The sequence below is a fragment of the Cellulosimicrobium sp. GQ32 genome (assembly GCF_059758455.1).
The window spans coordinates 539,305-557,381 of sequence record NZ_JCAXEP010000001.1 but is presented as its reverse complement, the minus strand read 5'-3'; the positions used below and the strand labels follow the sequence as shown (position 1 = coordinate 557,381).

Genomic DNA, 18,077 nt, shown 5'->3' with positions numbered 1-18,077 from the left:
GCGGATCGTCGCCCGAGGCGAGGGTCGATGCCGATTTGAGACGGAATGCGGCCGGGAGTTCATCCCCTCCGGACGACGGACCACGCGGGAGGTCGTGCGCAGGGCTGACGAACGAAGTTGAGCGGAATACACTCAACTTCGGAGTCGTTCCACTGGTCAGACCACCTTTCGAGCAGCACACCGGAGCACCCATGGAAACGAAGTTCACCACGATGTCGCAGCAGGCGATCGGCGAGGCGATCCAGACCGCGTCGGCCGCCGGCAACCCCCAGCTCGAGCCCACCCACCTCCTGGCCGCGCTGCTCACGCAGGAGGGCGGCGTCGCCGTCGGGCTCCTGGACGCCGTCGGCGCGGACAAGCAGGCCGTCGGCCAGAAGGTGCGCGCGGCGCTCGTCGCGCTGCCCACCGCGAGCGGGTCCGCCGTCGCGCAGCCGACGCCGTCGCGCGCCACGTCCACGGCGCTCGACAACGCCGCGAAGGAGGCGCAGGCCCTCGGCGACGAGTACGTCTCCACCGAGCACCTGCTGCTCGGCATCGCCGCGGGATCCTCGCAGGCCGCGACGATCCTCCAGCAGGCCGGCGCGACCGCCGACGCGCTGCGGTCGGCGCTGCCCGCCGTGCGCGGGAGCGCGCGCGTGACGAGCCCCAACCCGGAGGGCACCTACAAGGCGCTCGAGCAGTACGGGACCGACCTCACGGCCGCGGCCGCCGAGGGCAAGCTCGACCCCGTCATCGGGCGCGACTCCGAGATCCGACGCGTCGTGCAGGTGCTCAGCCGCCGCACCAAGAACAACCCGGTCCTCATCGGCGAGCCCGGCGTCGGCAAGACCGCCGTCGTCGAGGGCCTCGCGCAGCGCATCGTCGCGGGCGACGTCCCGACGTCGCTCCAGGGCAAGCGCCTCGTGTCGCTGGACCTCGCGAGCATGGTCGCGGGCGCCAAGTACCGCGGCGAGTTCGAGGAGCGGCTCAAGGCCGTCCTGGAGGAGATCCGGTCCTCCGACGGCGAGGTCGTCACGTTCATCGACGAGCTGCACACGGTCGTCGGGGCGGGCGCCGGCGGCGAGGGTGCCATGGACGCGGGCAACATGCTCAAGCCCATGCTCGCCCGCGGCGAGCTGCGCCTCGTCGGCGCGACCACGCTCGACGAGTACCGCGAGTACATCGAGAAGGACCCGGCCCTGGAGCGCCGGTTCCAGCAGGTGTTCGTCGGCGAGCCCTCGGTCGAGGACACGGTCGCGATCCTGCGCGGCCTCAAGGAGCGTTACGAGGCGCACCACAAGGTGACGATCGCCGACTCGGCGCTCGTCGCGGCGGCGTCGCTCTCCGACCGGTACATCACCGGCCGCCAGCTCCCGGACAAGGCGATCGACCTCGTCGACGAGGCGGCGTCGCGCCTGCGCATGGAGCTCGACTCCTCGCCGATCGAGATCGACGAGCTCCAGCGCGCGGTCACGCGCCTCGAGATGGAGGAGGTCGTGCTCTCCGAGTCGACCGACCCCGCGTCGCTCGAGCGGCTCGAGAGGCTGCGCGCCGACCTCGCGGACCGGCGTGAAGAGCTGGCAGCGCTCACCGCGCGGTGGGAGGCCGAGAAGGCAGGCCACAACCGCGTGGGCGACCTGCGCGCCAGGCTCGACGAGCTGCGCGTCCAGGTCGAGCGCGCGATCCGCGAGGGCGACCTCGAGACCGCGGGCCGGCTGCAGTACGGCGAGATCCCGCAGCTCCAGCGCGAGCTCGACGCGGCCGAGGCCGAGGAGCAGGCGGACGACGCGTTCGCGGCGTCCGGGCCCGAGGCCGCCCCGATGATCGCCGACAAGGTCGGCGCGGACGAGATCGCGGAGGTCGTGTCCGCGTGGACGGGCATCCCCGCCGGCCGCATGCTCCAGGGCGAGAGCGAGAAGCTCCTGCACATGGAGGAGGTCATCGGGGAGCGCCTCATCGGCCAGCAGGCCGCCGTCCGGTCGGTGTCCGACGCCGTCCGCCGCTCGCGCGCAGGCGTCGCCGACCCGGACCGCCCCACGGGCTCGTTCCTCTTCCTGGGCCCGACGGGCGTCGGCAAGACGGAGCTCGCGAAGTCGCTGGCGGACTTCCTGTTCGACGACGAGCGCGCCATGGTGCGCATCGACATGTCCGAGTACTCCGAGAAGCACTCGGTGGCCCGGCTCGTCGGCGCCCCTCCGGGCTACGTCGGGTACGAGGAGGGCGGCCAGCTCACCGAGGCCGTCCGGCGTCGGCCCTACTCGGTCGTGCTGCTCGACGAGGTCGAGAAGGCGCACCCCGAGGTCTTCGACATCCTGCTGCAGGTGCTCGACGACGGCCGCCTCACCGACGGCCAGGGCCGCACGGTCGACTTCCGCAACGTCATCCTCGTGCTCACGTCGAACCTCGGATCGCAGTTCCTCGTGGACCCGATGCTCGACGACGCCGCGAAGCACGAGGCCGTCATGAGCACGGTGCGGTCGAGCTTCAAGCCGGAGTTCCTCAACCGCCTCGACGACGTCATCGTGTTCGAGCCGCTGACGATCGAGGAGCTGGGCCGGATCGTCGACATCCAGGTCGCCGCGCTCGGTCGGCGCCTCGCGGACCGGCGCATCACGCTCGACGTCACGACGGCCGCTCGCGAGTGGCTCGCGCTCGAGGGCTTCGACCCCGCGTACGGCGCGCGCCCGCTGCGCCGCCTCGTGCAGCGCGAGATCGGCGACCGCCTCGCGCGGATGCTGCTCTCGGGCGACGTCGCCGACGGCGACGTGGTGCGCGTCGACCGTGACCCCGAGGCCGAGGGGCTGACCCTCGGGACGGAGATCCTCACCGCCTGACGTCCGGCCCCGACGGACCCCGGGCCCTGCCGTCGTCGGTCGTCCCGACGACGGCACGACCCGGGGTCCTGCCGTCCGACCGGGCCCCGGCGCGCCCCGTGCCGCGCGTCCGCACGGACGCCGGGACATACTCGGTCCGTGCCGACCGACGAGACGACCGAGACCCAGAACACCGCTCCGCAGCGCCCCGACGTCGGGCCCCACCGCTCGGCCGTGATCGTCAACCCGAACCGGGTCGAGGGGCTGGACGCGCTGCGCGACCTCATCGTGACGCGGCTCACCGAGGCCGGGTGGCCGGAGCCCGCGTGGCTCGAGACGACGGCCGAGGACCCGGGCACGGGCCAGGCGCGCCAGGCCGTCGAGGACGGCGCGGAGGTCGTCTTCGTCAGCGGCGGCGACGGCACGGTGCGTGCCGTCGTCGAGGGGCTGGCGGGGACCGACGCCGCGCTCGCGATCCTCCCGGGCGGCACCGGGAACCTCCTGGCGGTGAACCTCGGCGTCCCGACCGACGCCGAGGAGGGCGTCCGGCTCGTCCTGGAGGGCGGGCGGCGCACGATCGACGTCGGCGTCGCCGACGGGCAGACGTTCGCGATCATGGCCGGCATGGGCCTCGACGCCGCGATGATGCGCGACGCCCCGACCGCGCTCAAGGCTCGCGCGGGCTCGGTCGCCTACGTGTTCTCGGCGCTCAAGCACCTCGCCGACGACGAGATGCACGTGGAGGTGACGGTCGACGGGCGCTCGCGCCGCCGTCGTGCGCGGACGGTCGTCGTCGGCAACGTGGGCCGCCTCCAGGCCGGCACGAACCTGCTCCCGGACGCGGAGCCGGACAACGGGCAGCTCGAGGTCGCGATCATCGCGCCCCGCAACGTCCGGCACTGGGTCCAGCTCCTGTGGGGCGTCGTACGGGGCAAGAGCCGGGTGCCGAGCCGGGAGGTCGTGCGGGGCCGGGAGGTCTCCGTGGTCTCCGACCGGGCGCAGCCCCGCCAGCTCGACGGCGACGTCATCGAGTCGGCCGAGCGCCTCGACGTCAGCGTGCGGCCGCAGGCGCTGCACGTGTGCGTCTACCAGCCGGACGAGTCGGAGGACCTCACGCGGGGCGCCCCCTGAGCCCGGCGTCGGCCGTCGCCGCCCGCGGACGCCCCTGTCGCCGGCCCCGGTGCTTCGGCAGGATGGGCGCATGAGCGCTCCCCAGCCCGGCCCCGAGACCTGGTCCGCACCCGCCCCGTCCCCCTACGGGCCCAGCGCACCGGCCCCGGCGCCCGGTGCGCGGCGCTCGCCGCTCGCCGTCGTGGCCTTCGTCTTCGGGATCGCGACCGTCCTGGTCGGTGCGGTCGTCACGCTGGCCTTCCCGTTCGTGCTCTCGTCGTCGGGCTACTCGCCGTGGTCGATCGGTGTGCTCCAGCTCGTCAACGGCATCCTCACGGGCGTGCTCGCGCTGGTCGCGACGGTCGCCGGCGCGGTCGCGCTCGTGCGACGGCTGCCGGGTGCGGCGCTCGCGTCAGCCGGCACGGCGCTCGGCGCGGCGGCGCTCCTGGGGGTCGCCCTCAGCCTCCTCCAGGGTGCGCTCTACCAGGTCCTCTGACCTCCTTCGACCGGCCGGTCCCGGGCCGGGCCCGCGCGTCCCGGTGCGCCGGGTGCGAGCCGGCGTGCGGTGCTGCACGGTGGGTCCATGAGCCCCCGACGACCGGCTCCGGAACGACCCGGCGCGCAGGGGTGGCTCCCGCGCGGTCGTACCGCGAGCGACGTCGACGCCCTCGCCCGGGCGGCGCGGGACTGCCACGGGTGCGAGCTGTGGGCGGACGCCACGCAGGTCGTGTTCTCGCGCGGACCCGAGCGCGCCCGGCTGGTGCTCGTCGGCGAGCAGCCGGGCGACCGGGAGGACCGCGAGGGCGAGCCGTTCGTCGGGCCGGCGGGACGCCTCCTCGACGAGGCGCTCGACGCCGCCGGGCTGTCCGCCGACGACGTCTACCTGACGAACGCCGTGAAGCACTTCCGGTTCGAGGAGCGGGGCAAACGCCGTCTGCACAAGAGCCCGGACGTCGCGCACGTGCGGGCGTGCCTCCCGTGGCTCACCGCCGAGGTCGCCGCCGTCGTGCCCCGCGTCGTCGTCGCGATGGGCGCGACCGCGGGGCGATCCGTGCTCGGGCGCCCCGTGCGGGTCACCGCCGAACGCGGACGGGTGCTCGACCTCGGCGACGAGGGCGCCGAGCCCGCGTCGCCCCTCTCGCCAGGAGCGCCCGACGGCGGCCGCTCGCCCCTGCCGGAGCGCCCACCGCGCGTCGTGCTCACCACGCACCCGTCCGCGCTGCTGCGCGTGCGTGACCGCGCCGAGAGGGAGACCGCGTTCGCCGTGTTCGTCGACGACCTCCGCCTCGCGTCCGACGCGGCCGGCGTCCGGTGACCGACCGTCCGGTCCCGCCGGCGCCCGACCCCGCGGCGCCGGGGCCGGCAGCCGCGCCGCACCGTGCGCCGCGCGTCGTCGTGAACGTGCAGCGCTGGGAGGCGCTGACGTTCCTCCACTGGCGCGCCGACCCTGCCGTCGTGCAGGGCTGGCTCCCGCCCGGCCTCACCGTGCAGGAGGTCGGCGGGACGACGTGGCTCGGCGCGGTCCCGTTCGTCATGGCGGGCGTCCGGGTCCCGCCCCTGCCCGCGCTCGGCGCGTGGTCGACGTTCCCCGAGCTCAACGTCCGCGTGTACGTGCGCGACCGCGCGGGCACCGAGGGCGTGTGGTTCCTCGGCCTGTGGGCCACGTCGCGCGCGTTCGTCGCCGCGGCGCGCGCGGCGGGCGTCCCGTACCACCCGGCCGACGCGGTGGTGCGCGCGGGCGACGACCGCGCCGGCCCGCCGTCCGCGCCGCGCTACCGGTTCCGCTCGGTCGGTCGAGGACCCCTGCGCGTCCCGCACGAGCACCCGGGGCTGCGCGGCCTCACCTTCCGCGCCGAGGTGCGCGCGCACGAGGAGGTCGACGCGTCGTCGGGCCTCGTGCGGTGGCTCACGGCGCGCTGGACCGCGTACGGCGCGCGGACCGGGCGGTTGTGGCGGTTCCCGGTCGTGCACGAGCCGTGGACGTTGCGGCGCGGCACGCTCGCCGCGCTCGACACGGACCTGCTCGACCGCCTCGGGCTGCCGCCCCGCGACCCGGAGCTCGTGCACGTGGCCGCGCCGGTGCACGCACGGTTCGCGGTGCCGCGGCCGGTCCGCTGAGGTCAGCCGGCGGGGTCGACGACGCCGTGCCGGAACGCCCAGACGACGAGCTGCACGCGGTCGCGCGCCCCGGTCTTGGTCATGGCCCGGCTCAGGTGCGACTTCACGGTGCTCGGCTCGAGGAAGAGGGCCGTCGCGATCTCCGCGTTGGACGACCCGCGGCACAGCAGGTCCACGATGTCGAGCTCGCGCGGGGTGAGGAGCGCGGCCGCGTCGTCGTCCCGGGAGACGGGCGCACGACGGCGCGCGAACTCGCCGATGACCCGTCGCGTGAGGGACTGGTCGACCAGGCCGTCCCCGGCCGCCACGCGGCGCACGGCGTCGACGAGCACGTCCGGCTCGGCGTCCTTGAGCAGGAACCCGCTCGCGCCGGCCTCCAGGGCGCCGAACACGTAGTCGTCGAGGTCGAACGTGCTCACCACGAGCACGGGCACCGGGTCGGCGACGTCCGGCCCGGCGAGCGCGCGCGTCGCCGTGATCCCGTCGCCGCCGGGCATGCGCACGTCCATGCACACGACGTCGGGCCGCTCGCGCCGCGCGACGCGGACGGCGTCGGCGCCGTTCGAGGCCTCGCCGACGACCTCGACCCCCTCGCTCTCGAGGATGACGGTGAACCCGGCACGGACGACGGCCTGGTCGTCCACGAGCACGACGCGTGTCACGAGACCTCCTGGTCGGCGGTGCGGGTGTCGCGCGCGGGTGCGCGCGGCACGGTGAGGCGCACGAGCCACGCCCCGTCCGGGGCCCGCCGCGCGTCGAGCGAGCCGCCGAGCACGGCCGCCCGCTCGCGCATGCCGACGAGCCCGTGCCCGGTCTGCGGGTCGGCGGCCGGGACCGTGCCCGCCGCCGGGTTGCGCACGGTGAGGACGAGGTCGGCGGCCGACCACGCGAACCGCACGGCCACGGGCCGGCCCGGCGCGTGCCGGCGCGCGTTGGCGAGCGCCTCCTGGAGCACGCGGTAGACCGCGATCTGGGTGCTCGGCGTCGGCTCCCACGGGCTGCCGTCGGTCTCGACCGTGACGACGGTGCCGGCGGAGCGCGCCGTGTCGAGGAGGGCCGGGACCTCGGCGAGCGTCGGCTGCGGCGCCTCGCGCTCCGCGCCGTCCTCGTCGTCGCGGCCGCGCAGGATGCCGACGACGAGGCGCAGGTCGTCGAGCGTCTCGCGCCCCTGCGCGCGGATCCAGCGCACCGACTCCTTGGCGCGTTCGGGATCGGCGTCGACGAGCCGCTCCGCGGCGGACGCCTGCACCACGATGCCCGAGAGGTGGTGGGCCGCGACGTCGTGCAGCTCGCGGGCCATGCGCGCCCGCTCCTCGAGGACCGCCTGGGCGGCGAGCGCCTCGCGCTCGCGCTCGGCGCGGAGCACCCGGTCACGGAGCTCGGCGACGAGCTCGCGCCGGGTCGCGACGTACGACCCGACCAGCGCCGCCCCGACGAACGTGAGCAGCGCGGAGAGCAGCGCGCCGCCCACCTGGAGCGCGTGCTGCGCGGGCCCGGTCACGGCGGGGACGGCGAACCCCCCGAGCGCGAAGACGAGCACGACCTGCGCGACCGCCGCGGCCGCGGGCGCGGCCAGGTGCGTGCGGCGCGGCGCGTACGCCCCCGCGGAGTAGGCGGCGACAAGGGTCGCGGGGGCCTGGAAGCCGACGTACGGCGGCAGGAGCACGGTGATCGCGACCTGGGCCGCCACGGCGAGCGCGAGGCACGCCAGCGGTGCCCGACGGCGGACCGTCAAGGTCGCCGCCTGGAGCACGACGAGCGCGAGCACGGTCGCGCGTGCCCCCGGGGTGACGATCACGGCACCCGGCCCCGCACCGAACGTCGCGCCGACGTCCGTCGCGAGCACGCGTTCGATGCCGAGGAACAGCACGACGGTCGCGGCGGCGACGACCGCGGCGAGCACGGCGTCGCGACCGGTGTCGGTGCGCACGCCGACCCGGTCGAGCGCGCGGCGCAGGGCCTCGGTCACGATCTCCTCCAGCGGGACGGGTACGGGCGACGGGTGCGGGCGGTCGGGTGCGGGAGATCGGGTGGGCAGGCGGGCCTGCCCAGCCTACGAGGGCGCACCGACCCGACCGCGAGGTAGAGCCGTGGTCCACCGAGGTAGAGGCGTGGTCCACCGAGGTAGAGGCGTGGTCTCCAGGAGGGGTGACCACGCCTCTACCTCGCGATACCAGGCCTCTACCTCGGCGGTCGTCAGACCAGGTCGCGGCGCTGCAGCGTGAGGGCGCCGCTCCCGAGGAGCGCCGCGACCCAGGCGACGAGCCCCGCGAGCGCGGCGAGCGTCCCCAGCGGTGCGGCACCTCCCAGGAGCGCCGCGCCGGACTGGCCCGTCGAGGCGAGGGCGCCCAGGCCCAGGGGCAGCCACTCCGCCGCGGCGGACTCGCCGCCCGACAGCAGGGTGACCGCACCGCGCACGATCGGCTCGGCGAGCGCGAGCGCCGCGACGGTCACGACGGCGGCCACCTGGCCGCGCACGAGCGTCCCGATCCCCAGCCCGAACCAGGTGAGGAGGACGAGCACCGCGAGGCCGCGCGCCCACACGCCGAGGACCTCGCCCGGACCGAGCGCGAGCGTTGCGCCCGGGGTCGTGACGATCGCGACGGTGAGGCCCAGGGCGCCCACGACGGCGAGCACCACGCCCACCGCGAGAGCGACGGTCGCGGTCGCGCCGGCCTTCGCCGCGAGGATGCGCAGCCGCGACGGCTGCACGAGCGCCGTCGGCACGATGCCGCCCGTGCGGAAGTCCGTCGTCACGGCGAGCACGCCGAGCAGGAGCATGCACATGGTCGCGACGCCGACCGAGCCGGAGCCGTTGAGCCCGTTGCCGAGCAGGTCGAGCATGCCGCGCTGGAACGACGGCTGGGCGGCGTCGGTGAGCGCGCCGAGGTCGGGCGCCAGGTCCTCGAGCATCTCGGGCGACGCCTGGAACCCGACGGTCGAGCTGCCGCCGAGCGCCTCGGTGCCCCGCAGGATCGTGGGCAGCAGGAGGGTGAAGGCCTGGACGACGAGCATCCCGGCGACGGCGACGGCCGCGACGACCCACGTCGCGCGGGTCGTGCGGAGCTTGAGCATCTCGGCGCGGTACATCAGCGCACCCCTTCGGTCGTGGCGGTCAGGTCGAGGTAGAAGTCCTCCAGGGACTCCCCACGGAGCAGGTCGTCGAGCGGACCGTCGGCGACGACACGGCCCTGCCCGACGACGACCAGGTCGTCCGCGACCTGCCGCACCTCGGAGAGCACGTGGCTCGCGAGGAGCACGGTGCCGCCGTCGTCGGCGAACGCGCGCACGAGGTCGCGCAGCCACCGCATGCCCGCCGGGTCGAGCCCGTTGGCGGGCTCGTCGAGCACGAGCACCTCGGGGTCGCCGAGCAGCGCGGCGGCGATGCCGATGCGCTGCCGCATCCCGAGCGAGTAGGTCCGCACGCGCCGGTCGGCGGCGGGCGTCATACCGACGAGCGCGAGCACGTCGTCGACGCGCCCCGGCGGGATCCGGCCCGCCGCGGCGAGCACCCGCAGGTGGTCGCGGCCCGTGCGCCCGGGGTGGAGGCCGCCGGCGTCGAGCAGCGCGCCGACGGTGCGGGCGGGGTGCGCCAGGTCCGCGAGCGCGCGACCGTCGAACGTCGCGCTCCCCGCGGTCGCCGCAGCCAGCCCCAGCAGGACGTGCAACGTCGTCGACTTCCCCGCGCCGTTCGGCCCGAGCAGGCCGACGACGCGGCCCGGCGCGGCCGTGAACGTCACGTCGTGCACGGCGTCGAACGCCCCGTAGGTCTTGCGCAGCCCGGAGACGTGGATGGTGGTCATGCCGGTCCCTTCCTCGATGCGTCCCGCACGGGCCTCCCGCGCGGTGCCCCACCAGGCTGTCGCGCGGGCGGTCCCCGGGTCTTGCGGCGCAGGGGGGAACCCGCGTTGCGACCTTCGTCGCAACCCGGTCGGTCGGGGTGTGGACCCGCGCCGTCCGGTGCGGCGTCGTCGCAGGTGAGGGCGTCGGGCGTGACATCGGACCGGGCCATGGGGCAGGGTGGACGTCCACCCGACCGTTCTGGCGGGCAGCGCCACGCGTCGTCCGCCGGTCCCCGACCGCCCTGGAAGGAGGCGACGTGCGCCGACGTCATGGCTCGACCGGATTCCCGGAGGACGGCCGCGTCGCCCCGACGACGCCCGGCGCGCGCCGCGCCGCGACGCCGTGGGTCACGGTCGCCGCGGGCGCCGGCGCGGTGACGCTCGTCGTGGCGGTGGCCGGGATGGTGGGCGCCGCGACCGGAGGTGGCGAGGCCGTCGTCGTCGGCGCCTCGGCCGACGGCGGGACCGCGGTCGAGGACGGCGTCCCGGCCGTCACGCCCCGCCCCGACGCGCCCCGCCCCGAGGTGACGCGCATCCCGCCGCCCGCCGCGGACCCGGCGGACGGCGCCGGCCCCGCGACGACGCCGGCGCCCCGGCCGTCGGCCGGCGGGACGGACACGCCGCCCGCGTCGGCCGACCCCGCGCCGACCACCGAGCCCTCCGCCGCCGCGCCGAGCGGCACCGCGCCGGAACCCGCGCCGACGACCACGGCACCCACGACCGAGCCCGACGAGGCGTCCGTCTCCTGGGTCCAGGAACGCCTCCGCGTGCACGGTGCGGACGTCGCGGTCACCGGCACGCTGGACGAGGCGACCCGGGCAGCGCTGCGCGCCTTCCAGGAGGCCAACGGCCTTCCCGGCGACGGCGCCGTGACACGCGCGACGGCCGAGGCGCTCGCGGCCGCCCCGGAGGGCGACGACGAGGAGTCCACGGACCCGGGCGGGACCGCTCCGACCGAGCCCGCGCCGCCGTCGGACCGGCCGTCGGGCACCGTGCCGGGGCCGACCCCGAGCACCGGGGACCAGGCCGAGGCCACGCTCGCGCCGGTGTCCTGAGCGCCGCGGGCCGGGCGGGCGGGTGAAAGCCGGCCGACGGGCACCGGGGACCTGTCGCGGTCGGTAGGGTTTTCCCTCACGGACGACGGACGGAGCAGGACCCATGACGAGCGCGGCCCTCGGCGCCGGCCACGACCGTGGCGCTCCCCGTCGCACCGCGAGCCCTGACCCTGGGCGCGGGTACGCGAAGGGCCGCGCCAAGCGCGAGGAGATCCTCCAGGCCGCCGTCGTGCTCTTCGGCGAGGTCGGCTTCCACGCCGCCTCGCTGCGCGAGCTGGCGTCGCGCGTGGGCATGTCGCACCCCGGTCTGCTCCACCACTTCCCGACGAAGGTCGCGCTCCTCGAGGCGGTGCTCGACCACCGCGACACCGTCGACCACGCGGACCTCGAGGACGATCTCGCGCGCGGCATGGACTACGTCGACGCCCTCGTGCGCCTGGTCGAGCGAAACGCCCTCCGGCGGCCCATCGTCGAGCTGTTCACTGCGCTCGCAGCGGAGGCGACGTCCCCGGACCACCCGGCGCACGAGTACTTCGTCCGGCGGTACGAGTGGGCGGTCGCGCGCACCCGGGAGCAGCTCGTCCGCCGGTCACGCGCAGGTGGGCTGCGGGACGGGGTCGACCCGTCGGCCGCGGCGCGGCAGATCGTCGCGCTCATGGACGGGCTCCAGGTCCAGTGGCTCCTGTCGCTCGACCGCCCCCGGTCCGAGCGCGTCGACATGGCGGCCGACCTGCGCGCCTACCTCCGGCTCGTCCTCGAGGGGGAGGCCCCCGCGCACTGAGCGCGAGGACCTCCGGCCGGGCTCATCCGAGCAGGTCGGCGGGGAGCGGGTCGGTCCCGGCGGCCAGGCACAGCCCCGTGCGGTCGCCGTCGCGCCACGACGCCTCGGTCGGCGACCACACGACGAGCTCGACGCCCTCGGGCGCGTCGGCGCCCAGCACGTCGGGCGTGCACACGCGCGCGACGCGGCGGTCCACGGCCTGCTGACCGGGCCACACCTCGTCCGCGCCCAGGTCGGTCCGGGCGACGACCTGCGCCCGGTGCTCGTCCGCGCACGGCACGGCCCGCACCCGCGACACCTCGCCGTCGGGCGGCAGCTCGTCGAGGCAGGTCCCGAGCACGAGCTGGACCGCGTTGACCGTCTGCGGGGCGTCGACGTCGCCCGCGAGCGGCGTGCGCGCCTGCTCGCCCTGCCACCAGACGAGCGCGCCCGCGGTCCACGCGACCGTGACGACGGCGCCCACCACCATGCCGGTGATGGCGAGCCCACGACCGCGCGTGCCCCGGGACCGCACGCGGGAGAGCCCCGCGGCACCGAGCCCGATCCCGACGGGCCCGAGCACGACGCCCGCGGGCACGCTCGCCACGGCGAGCGGCTCGATGCGCGGCGGCGCGGGCTGCCACCCAGGCGCGTAGTACGTGTCCGGTGCGAAGCCCGGCTCGACCGTGGTGGCCGGGGGCTGCACCGGGGTGCCCGACGGCACAGGGGCGCCCGACGGCACCGAGACGCTCGGTGGGGCCGGCGTGCCCGTCGGCGGAGGCGGGACCGGGGCCGGCGGCCGGGGCGGGCCCGACGGGCCGCCGGGCGGGGCGAAGAGGTCGTCGTCGGCCACGGCTACGAGTCGCTCAGGGTCGCGGCGAGCACGATGAGCATCGCGAACGCCGTGGCGACGGCCCCCACGACGATGCCGGTGACGGCGAACCCACGACCGCGCGTCCCGTCGCGCATCACCTGGTTGAGCGCGACGATCCCGAGGACGAGGCCGATGATCCCGGGGAAGCCCGCGCAGACCACGAGGCTCGCGATCGAGACGATCATCGACGCGAGCGCCAGCCCGTTCGTCCGCGGCGGCGCCGTGTACACGGACCCGTACGGGGGCGGGTAGGCGCCGTAGCCGGAAGACCCGGGGTAGGTGGAGGGGTCCGACGGCGGGTACCCGCCGCCCGGGGCGGAGCCGTAGGCCGGTGCGGTGCCCGGGCCGTAGGGCGACCCCTGCCCGGCCGGCGCGGCGGGCGCACCGTAGGGGGCTCCCGCCCCGGGTGCCGGCGTGCCCGGGTACCCGCCGCCCGCCCCGGACGGTGCGACGAAACCGCCCTGCTCCGGCGCCGGGGCGCCGGCGTCGGTCGGCGGGTTGTACGGGGTGAGCGGCGGCTGGTGCGGGCGCGGGGCGGCGTACGGGTCGACGGGTTCGTCGGGTGACCCGTACGGCGGGACGGGGGGCGTGGTCATGGACACACCGTAGCGACGGGGCGGGGCGCCGTCCGCCGTATGAACAGGCTCTTGTAAGCAATCGCAAATGTTGCTACATCTTGCAGCAACGGTACAGCCAGGGTGCGTCCTCCACGACGGCGGCACGCGGACCGGCGGCCGACGTCCCGGCACCGACGCCGGGACACGACACGGAGGATCACCGATGCGAACAACGAGGCCCGCAAGGTCGCGGGCACGCCTGGCAGGGGCCCTGGCCCTCGCCGTCGCCCTGCCGGGGGCGGCCGGCCTGAGCGCCGTCGCGGCGCCGAGCGCGACGACCACGACGACGACCGCGACGGCCATGACGACCGTCTACTACCCCGAGCGCCCGGGCTGGACGGTGACCAACGTCCACTACGGCGTCGACGGCGCCGCCTGGACGGCGGTCCCGGGCGTCCCGATGGCGGACGCGTGCCCGGGCTGGCTGACGGCCGAGATCGACCTCGGCGCGGCGTCGGGGGTGCAGCTCACCTTCAACGACGGTGCCGGGACCTGGGACAACAACCGCGGCGCCAACTACCGGGCGGGCGCGGGGACCGTCGTCGTGCAGGACGGCGTGCTCACCGCGGGGGCGTCGCCGTGCGGCACCGACCCCACCGACCCGACAGACCCGACGGACCCTGCGGACACGACCGCGACGATCTACTACGCGACGTCGTGGGCCGCGCCGAAGATCCACTACCAGGTGGGCTCGGGCGCGTGGACCAGCGTCCCGGGCACGGCGATGACCGCGGCGTGCCCGGGCTGGTTCACGCACACCATCGACCTGGGCACCGCGAGCGGCGGCCAGGTCGTCTTCAACGACGGCGCCGGGCGGTGGGACAACAACGGCGGAGGCAACTACCGCTACACCGCGGGAGCGCAGACCGTCTCGGGCGGCGTCGTCGCGCCCGTCGCGCAGAGCCCGTGCGGCCCCGACGTCCCCGAGGAGCCGGACACGCAGGCGCCCAGCGTCCCGTCCGGGCTCGTCGCGACGGCCGACGGCGTGCGCGTGACGGTCACGTGGGACGCCGCGACGGACGACACGGCCGTCACCGGCTACACCCTCACCCGCACCGGAGGAGCGGGCCCGGTGACGCGGGACGTCACGACCCCGTCCGCGACGGACGTGGGACTGCTCGAGCGGACCGCGTACACGTACTCCGTGACGGCCGTCGACGCCGCGGGGAACCGCTCCGCGGCGAGCGCACCCGTCACCGTCACGACGGGCACGAAGCCCGTGGTCGACCCGGGGACGACGGGCGAGCCGCTCGGCGGTGACCCGCGCGAGGACTCGATCTACTTCGTCATGACCGCGCGCTTCAACGACGGCGTGAGCGAGAACAACCGCGGCGGGTCCCAGCACGTGAAGTCGGGCAACGCGGCGAACGACGACCCCATGTTCCGCGGCGACTTCCAGGGGCTGATCGACAAGCTGGACTACGTCAAGGGCCTCGGCTTCTCGGCGATCTGGATCACGCCCGTCGTGCTCAACCGGTCCGACTACGACTTCCACGGCTACCACGGCTGGGACTTCTTCCGCGTGGACCCGCGCCTCGAGACGCCGGGCGCCTCCTACCAGGACCTCATCGACGCCGCGCACGCGAAGGGCATCAAGATCTACCAGGACGTCGTGTACAACCACTCGTCGCGCTGGGGCGCCAAGGGCCTGTTCGTGCCGACGGTGTGGGGCGCGCGCGACGGCCAGTGGGACTGGATGTACTCGGCCAAGGAGGAGGGCCTCGAGTACGACCCGATGGAGGAGAACGACGGGAACGACCCCACCCTCACCGCCGCGCAGAACGCGCTCGCGAAGGGCCGCACGTACAACGGCGACCTGTGGTCGACGACGGCCCCGGCGGGGAGCACGTGCTCCGGGTTCGGCACGCCCACGCAGTACAAGAGCCCAGAGGGGTTTCAGATCTACAACTGCCAGTGGCCCTCGCCCACGTCGGGCATGTTCCCGAAGAGCACGTACCACCAGTGCTGGATCGGCAACTGGGAGGGCAAGGACGCGCAGGACTGCTGGCTGCACGACGACCTGGCCGACTTCAACACCGAGAACGCCGAGGTGCAGCAGTACCTCATCGACGCCTACAACCGGTACATCGACATGGGCGTCGACGGCTTCCGCGTCGACACCGCCGTGCACATCCCGCGCGTCATGTGGAACCGGCACTTCCTGCCCGCGATCCAGGAGCACGCCGTGGCGACGCACGGCGAGAAGGGCAAGGACTTCTACGTCTTCGGCGAGGTCGCGGCGTTCGTCAACGACAAGTGGAACCGCGGCTCCGTGAACCACTCCGCGCAGTTCTACACGTGGAAGGAGCGCAAGGAGTACTCCCTGGACGACGTCGTGGCCGCCGCCGAGCAGTTCCAGTACGAGAACCTCCTGGGCACGGGCAACCAGCCGACGTCGGACAACGCGTTCCTCGGGGGCGCCGACGGCAACACGTACCACACGCCCGACCACTCGAAGTTCTCGGGCATGAACGTCATCGACATGCGCATGCACATGAACTTCGGGGACGCGGGCAACGCGTACCACAACGGCAAGGACTCGGACGACTCGTACAACGACGCGACGTACAACGTGGTGTACGTCGACTCGCACGACTACGGGCCGAACAAGTCGACGGTGCGCTACAACGGCGGCACGGACGCGTGGGCCGAGAACATGAGTCTCATGTGGACGTTCCGGGGCATCCCGACGCTCTACTACGGCTCGGAGATCGAGTTCCAGGCGGGCAAGCCGATCGACTGCGGGCCGACGTGCCCCCTCGCGACCACCGGACGCGCGTACTACGGCGACCACCTCGCGGGCGACGTCGTTGCGAGCGACTTCGGCGTCGTGGAGTCCGCGTCGGGCGCGGTCGCGCAGACGCTCCAGAAGCCGCTCGTCCAGCACGTGCAGCGGCTCAACCAGATCCGTCGCGCCGTGCCGGCGCTCCAGAAGGGGCAGTACTCGACGGTCGGCGTGCAGGGGAACATGGCGTACAAGCGCCGGTTCACCGAGGGCGTCGTGGACAGCTTCGTGCTCGTCACGGTGACGGACGCCGCGACCTTCTCCCGCGTCCCGAACGGCACCTACGTGGACGCCGTGACGGGCGACCGGAAGGTCGTGACGACCGGGACCCTGACCGTCCCCGCACCGGGCAAGGGCAACCTGCGCGCGTACGTCCTCGACCTCCCGGGCAATCCCGCGCCGGGCAAGGTCGGGCAGGCGGGCCCCTACCTCAGGTAGGCCAACGACGGTCCCGCCCGCGGCCGCGTGCCGCGGGCGGGACGGTCGCTCAGCCCGCGAGGTCGACGACGACCGGCACGTGGTCCGACGCGCCCTTGCCCTTGCGCTCGTCGCGGTCGATCGTCACGCCGGTCACGCGGGCGCGCGCGGCGGGGGAGAGGTAGGCGAAGTCGATCCGCATGCCCTCGTTCCGCGGGAAGCGCAGCCGCTGGTAGTCCCAGTACGTGTACGTGTGCTCGGCGGGGAGCGCCTCGCGCGTGACCTCGGTGTACCCGGCTGCCCCGAACGCGGCGAACGCGTCGCGCTCCGCGGGAGTCACGTGCGTCTTGCCCGCGAAGTACGCGACGTCCCACACGTCGGTGTCGAGCGGCGCGACGTTCCAGTCCCCGACCAGGGCGACCTGCGTCGCGGGGTCGTGCGCGAGCCAGCCCTCGGCCCGGCCGCGCAGCTCGTCGAGCCAGCGCAGCTTGTACGCGTAGTGCGGGTCGCCGACCTCGCGGCCGTGCGGGACGTACAGGCTCCACACACGCACGCCGCCGCACGTCGCGCCCAGGGCACGCGCCTCGACCTTCTCGCCGAAGGCGGGCTGGCCCGGGAAGGAGGTCTCGACGTCGTCCAGGCCGACGCGCGAGACGACCGCGACGCCGTTCCACTGGTTCACGCCCACGTGCGCGACCTCGTACCCCGCCGCCTCGAACGGCGCGACGGGGAACTGCGCGTCGGCGCACTTGGTCTCCTGGAGCGCGAGGACGTCGGTCCCGGTCCGCTCGAGGAACGCGATCGCCCGGTCGACCCGGGCGCGGACGGAGTTGATGTTCCAGGTCGCGAGGCGCACGGGCTCCACCGTACCGACGTCGGTGTCCGTGTGGCGGCGGGGTCCGGGCGCCGCCGCCCGTAGGCTGTGGCCATGGCGACAGCACTCATCACCGGCGCGAGCGCCGGCCTGGGCCTGGAGTTCGCGTGGCAGCTCGCCACGGCGCGGCACGACCTCGTGCTCGTCGCGCGCGACGAGGCGCGCCTCGAGGAGGTCGCGGGCCAGATCCGGGCCGCCGCGGGCGTGCGGGTCCAGGTCCTGCCGGCGGACCTGTCCGTGCCCGACGACGTCGCGCGCGTGGCCGAGCGCCTCGCCTCGACCGGGGGCCCGGACGAGCGGCCGGTCGGGCTGCTCGTGAACAACGCGGGCTTCGCGACCCAGCAGCACTTCGTGGACGGCGACCTGGACGTCGAGCTGCGCGCGCTCGACGTCATGGTCCGGGCCGTCCTGGTCCTGTCGCACGCGGCCGCGGGCCAGATGACGGAGCGGGGTCGCGGCGCGATCCTCAACGTCGCGTCGGTCGCGGCGCTCACCGCGGGCGGCACCTACGCTGCCGCGAAGGCGTGGGTGCGCTCGTTCACGGAGGGGCTCGCCGTCGAGCTGCACGGCACGGGTGTCTCTGCGACCGTCCTGTGCCCCGGCTTCACGCACACGGAGTTCCACGACCGCGCGGGCATCGACAAGTCCGTCCTGCCGGACCTCGCGTGGCTCGACGCCGACCGTGTGGTCGCCGCGGCGCTCGCGGACGTCCGGCGCGGCGTCGTCATCTCGACCCCGTCGGTCCGCTACCGCGTCGCGTCGGCCGCGCTGCGGGCGATGCCGCGCTCGGCCGTCCGGGCGATCGGCAAGTACCGCTGAACCGGGAGCCGACT

At 75.1% G+C, this 18,077-nt stretch carries 16 protein-coding genes; 9 read left to right on the top strand and 7 right to left on the bottom strand.

Going from position 1 to position 18,077, the window contains the following annotated elements; all coding sequences use genetic code 11:
- Window positions 1-191: 191 nt before the first annotated feature.
- The 5 genes from clpB (at window position 192) to AC6CH9_RS02320 (ending at window position 6,020) form a co-directional block, all read left to right on the top strand.
- Window positions 192-2,813, top strand: a complete 2,622-nt coding sequence (clpB, locus tag AC6CH9_RS02340) for an ATP-dependent chaperone ClpB (RefSeq protein ID WP_498153468.1) — start codon at window positions 192-194, stop codon at window positions 2,811-2,813.
- 138 nt (window positions 2,814-2,951) lie between these two features.
- Window positions 2,952-3,923, top strand: a complete 972-nt coding sequence (locus AC6CH9_RS02335) for a diacylglycerol/lipid kinase family protein (RefSeq protein WP_498153467.1) — start codon at window positions 2,952-2,954, stop codon at window positions 3,921-3,923.
- Between the two features lie 70 nt (window positions 3,924-3,993).
- Window positions 3,994-4,398 (top strand): hypothetical protein, encoded by a 405-nt coding sequence (locus AC6CH9_RS02330; RefSeq protein WP_498153466.1) that lies wholly within the window; start codon window positions 3,994-3,996, stop codon window positions 4,396-4,398.
- Between the two features lie 87 nt (window positions 4,399-4,485).
- Window positions 4,486-5,217 carry a UdgX family uracil-DNA binding protein gene (locus AC6CH9_RS02325; RefSeq protein ID WP_498153465.1) on the top strand — a complete coding sequence of 244 codons (732 nt, stop codon included), beginning with the start codon at window positions 4,486-4,488 and terminating at the stop codon, window positions 5,215-5,217.
- Window positions 5,214-6,020 carry a YqjF family protein gene (locus AC6CH9_RS02320; protein ID WP_498153464.1) on the top strand — a complete coding sequence of 269 codons (807 nt, stop codon included), beginning with the start codon at window positions 5,214-5,216 and terminating at the stop codon, window positions 6,018-6,020. The genes AC6CH9_RS02325 and AC6CH9_RS02320 overlap by 4 nt, the downstream gene beginning before the upstream one ends.
- 2 nt (window positions 6,021-6,022) lie before the next feature.
- Here AC6CH9_RS02320 and AC6CH9_RS02315 read toward each other — a convergent pair whose 3' ends face one another.
- The 4 genes from AC6CH9_RS02315 to AC6CH9_RS02300 all read right to left on the bottom strand — a co-directional run bounded on the left by AC6CH9_RS02315 (window position 6,023) and on the right by AC6CH9_RS02300 (window position 9,823).
- Window positions 6,023-6,682, bottom strand: coding sequence for a response regulator (locus AC6CH9_RS02315; RefSeq protein ID WP_498153463.1), 660 nt, complete (start codon window positions 6,680-6,682; stop codon window positions 6,023-6,025).
- Window positions 6,679-7,989, bottom strand: coding sequence for a sensor histidine kinase (locus AC6CH9_RS02310; RefSeq protein ID WP_498153462.1), 1,311 nt, complete (start codon window positions 7,987-7,989; stop codon window positions 6,679-6,681). The genes AC6CH9_RS02315 and AC6CH9_RS02310 overlap by 4 nt, the downstream gene beginning before the upstream one ends.
- A gap of 227 nt (window positions 7,990-8,216) precedes the next feature.
- A complete protein-coding gene (locus tag AC6CH9_RS02305; protein WP_498153461.1) occupies window positions 8,217-9,110 on the bottom strand; it encodes a hypothetical protein in 894 nt (297 codons plus the stop codon).
- On the bottom strand, window positions 9,110-9,823 hold the full coding sequence (locus AC6CH9_RS02300) for an ABC transporter ATP-binding protein (protein ID WP_498153460.1): 714 nt from the start codon (window positions 9,821-9,823) through the stop codon (window positions 9,110-9,112). The genes AC6CH9_RS02305 and AC6CH9_RS02300 overlap by 1 nt, the downstream gene beginning before the upstream one ends.
- Before the next feature lie 296 nt (window positions 9,824-10,119).
- Between AC6CH9_RS02300 and AC6CH9_RS02295 the strand changes: the two genes are divergently transcribed.
- Window positions 10,120-10,917, top strand: coding sequence for a peptidoglycan-binding domain-containing protein (locus tag AC6CH9_RS02295; RefSeq protein WP_498153459.1), 798 nt, complete (start codon window positions 10,120-10,122; stop codon window positions 10,915-10,917).
- Between the two features lie 103 nt (window positions 10,918-11,020).
- Complete coding sequence (locus AC6CH9_RS02290; protein ID WP_498153458.1) at window positions 11,021-11,698, top strand: TetR/AcrR family transcriptional regulator; 678 nt, start codon at window positions 11,021-11,023, stop codon at window positions 11,696-11,698.
- Window positions 11,699-11,720: 22 nt separating this feature from the next.
- On the opposite strand, the gene AC6CH9_RS02285 is transcribed toward AC6CH9_RS02290, so the two are convergent.
- Both AC6CH9_RS02285 and AC6CH9_RS02280 read right to left on the bottom strand, forming a co-directional pair.
- Complete coding sequence (locus AC6CH9_RS02285) at window positions 11,721-12,530, bottom strand: DUF4190 domain-containing protein (RefSeq protein WP_498153457.1); 810 nt, start codon at window positions 12,528-12,530, stop codon at window positions 11,721-11,723.
- Window positions 12,531-12,532: 2 nt separating this feature from the next.
- Window positions 12,533-13,147 (bottom strand): DUF4190 domain-containing protein, encoded by a 615-nt coding sequence (locus tag AC6CH9_RS02280; protein ID WP_498153456.1) that lies wholly within the window; start codon window positions 13,145-13,147, stop codon window positions 12,533-12,535.
- Window positions 13,148-13,331: 184 nt separating this feature from the next.
- On the opposite strand from AC6CH9_RS02280, the gene AC6CH9_RS02275 reads away from it, so the two are divergent.
- Entirely contained in the window at window positions 13,332-16,391 is a 3,060-nt protein-coding gene (locus AC6CH9_RS02275; protein ID WP_498153455.1) for a carbohydrate binding domain-containing protein, read from the top strand.
- Between the two features lie 49 nt (window positions 16,392-16,440).
- Here AC6CH9_RS02275 and AC6CH9_RS02270 read toward each other — a convergent pair whose 3' ends face one another.
- A complete protein-coding gene (locus AC6CH9_RS02270; protein WP_498153454.1) occupies window positions 16,441-17,226 on the bottom strand; it encodes an exodeoxyribonuclease III in 786 nt (261 codons plus the stop codon).
- Between the two features lie 72 nt (window positions 17,227-17,298).
- Here AC6CH9_RS02270 and AC6CH9_RS02265 point away from each other — a divergent pair, with 72 nt between their 5' ends.
- A complete protein-coding gene (locus AC6CH9_RS02265) occupies window positions 17,299-18,063 on the top strand; it encodes an SDR family NAD(P)-dependent oxidoreductase (protein WP_375822654.1) in 765 nt (254 codons plus the stop codon).
- The last annotated feature ends 14 nt before the right edge of the window (window positions 18,064-18,077 follow it).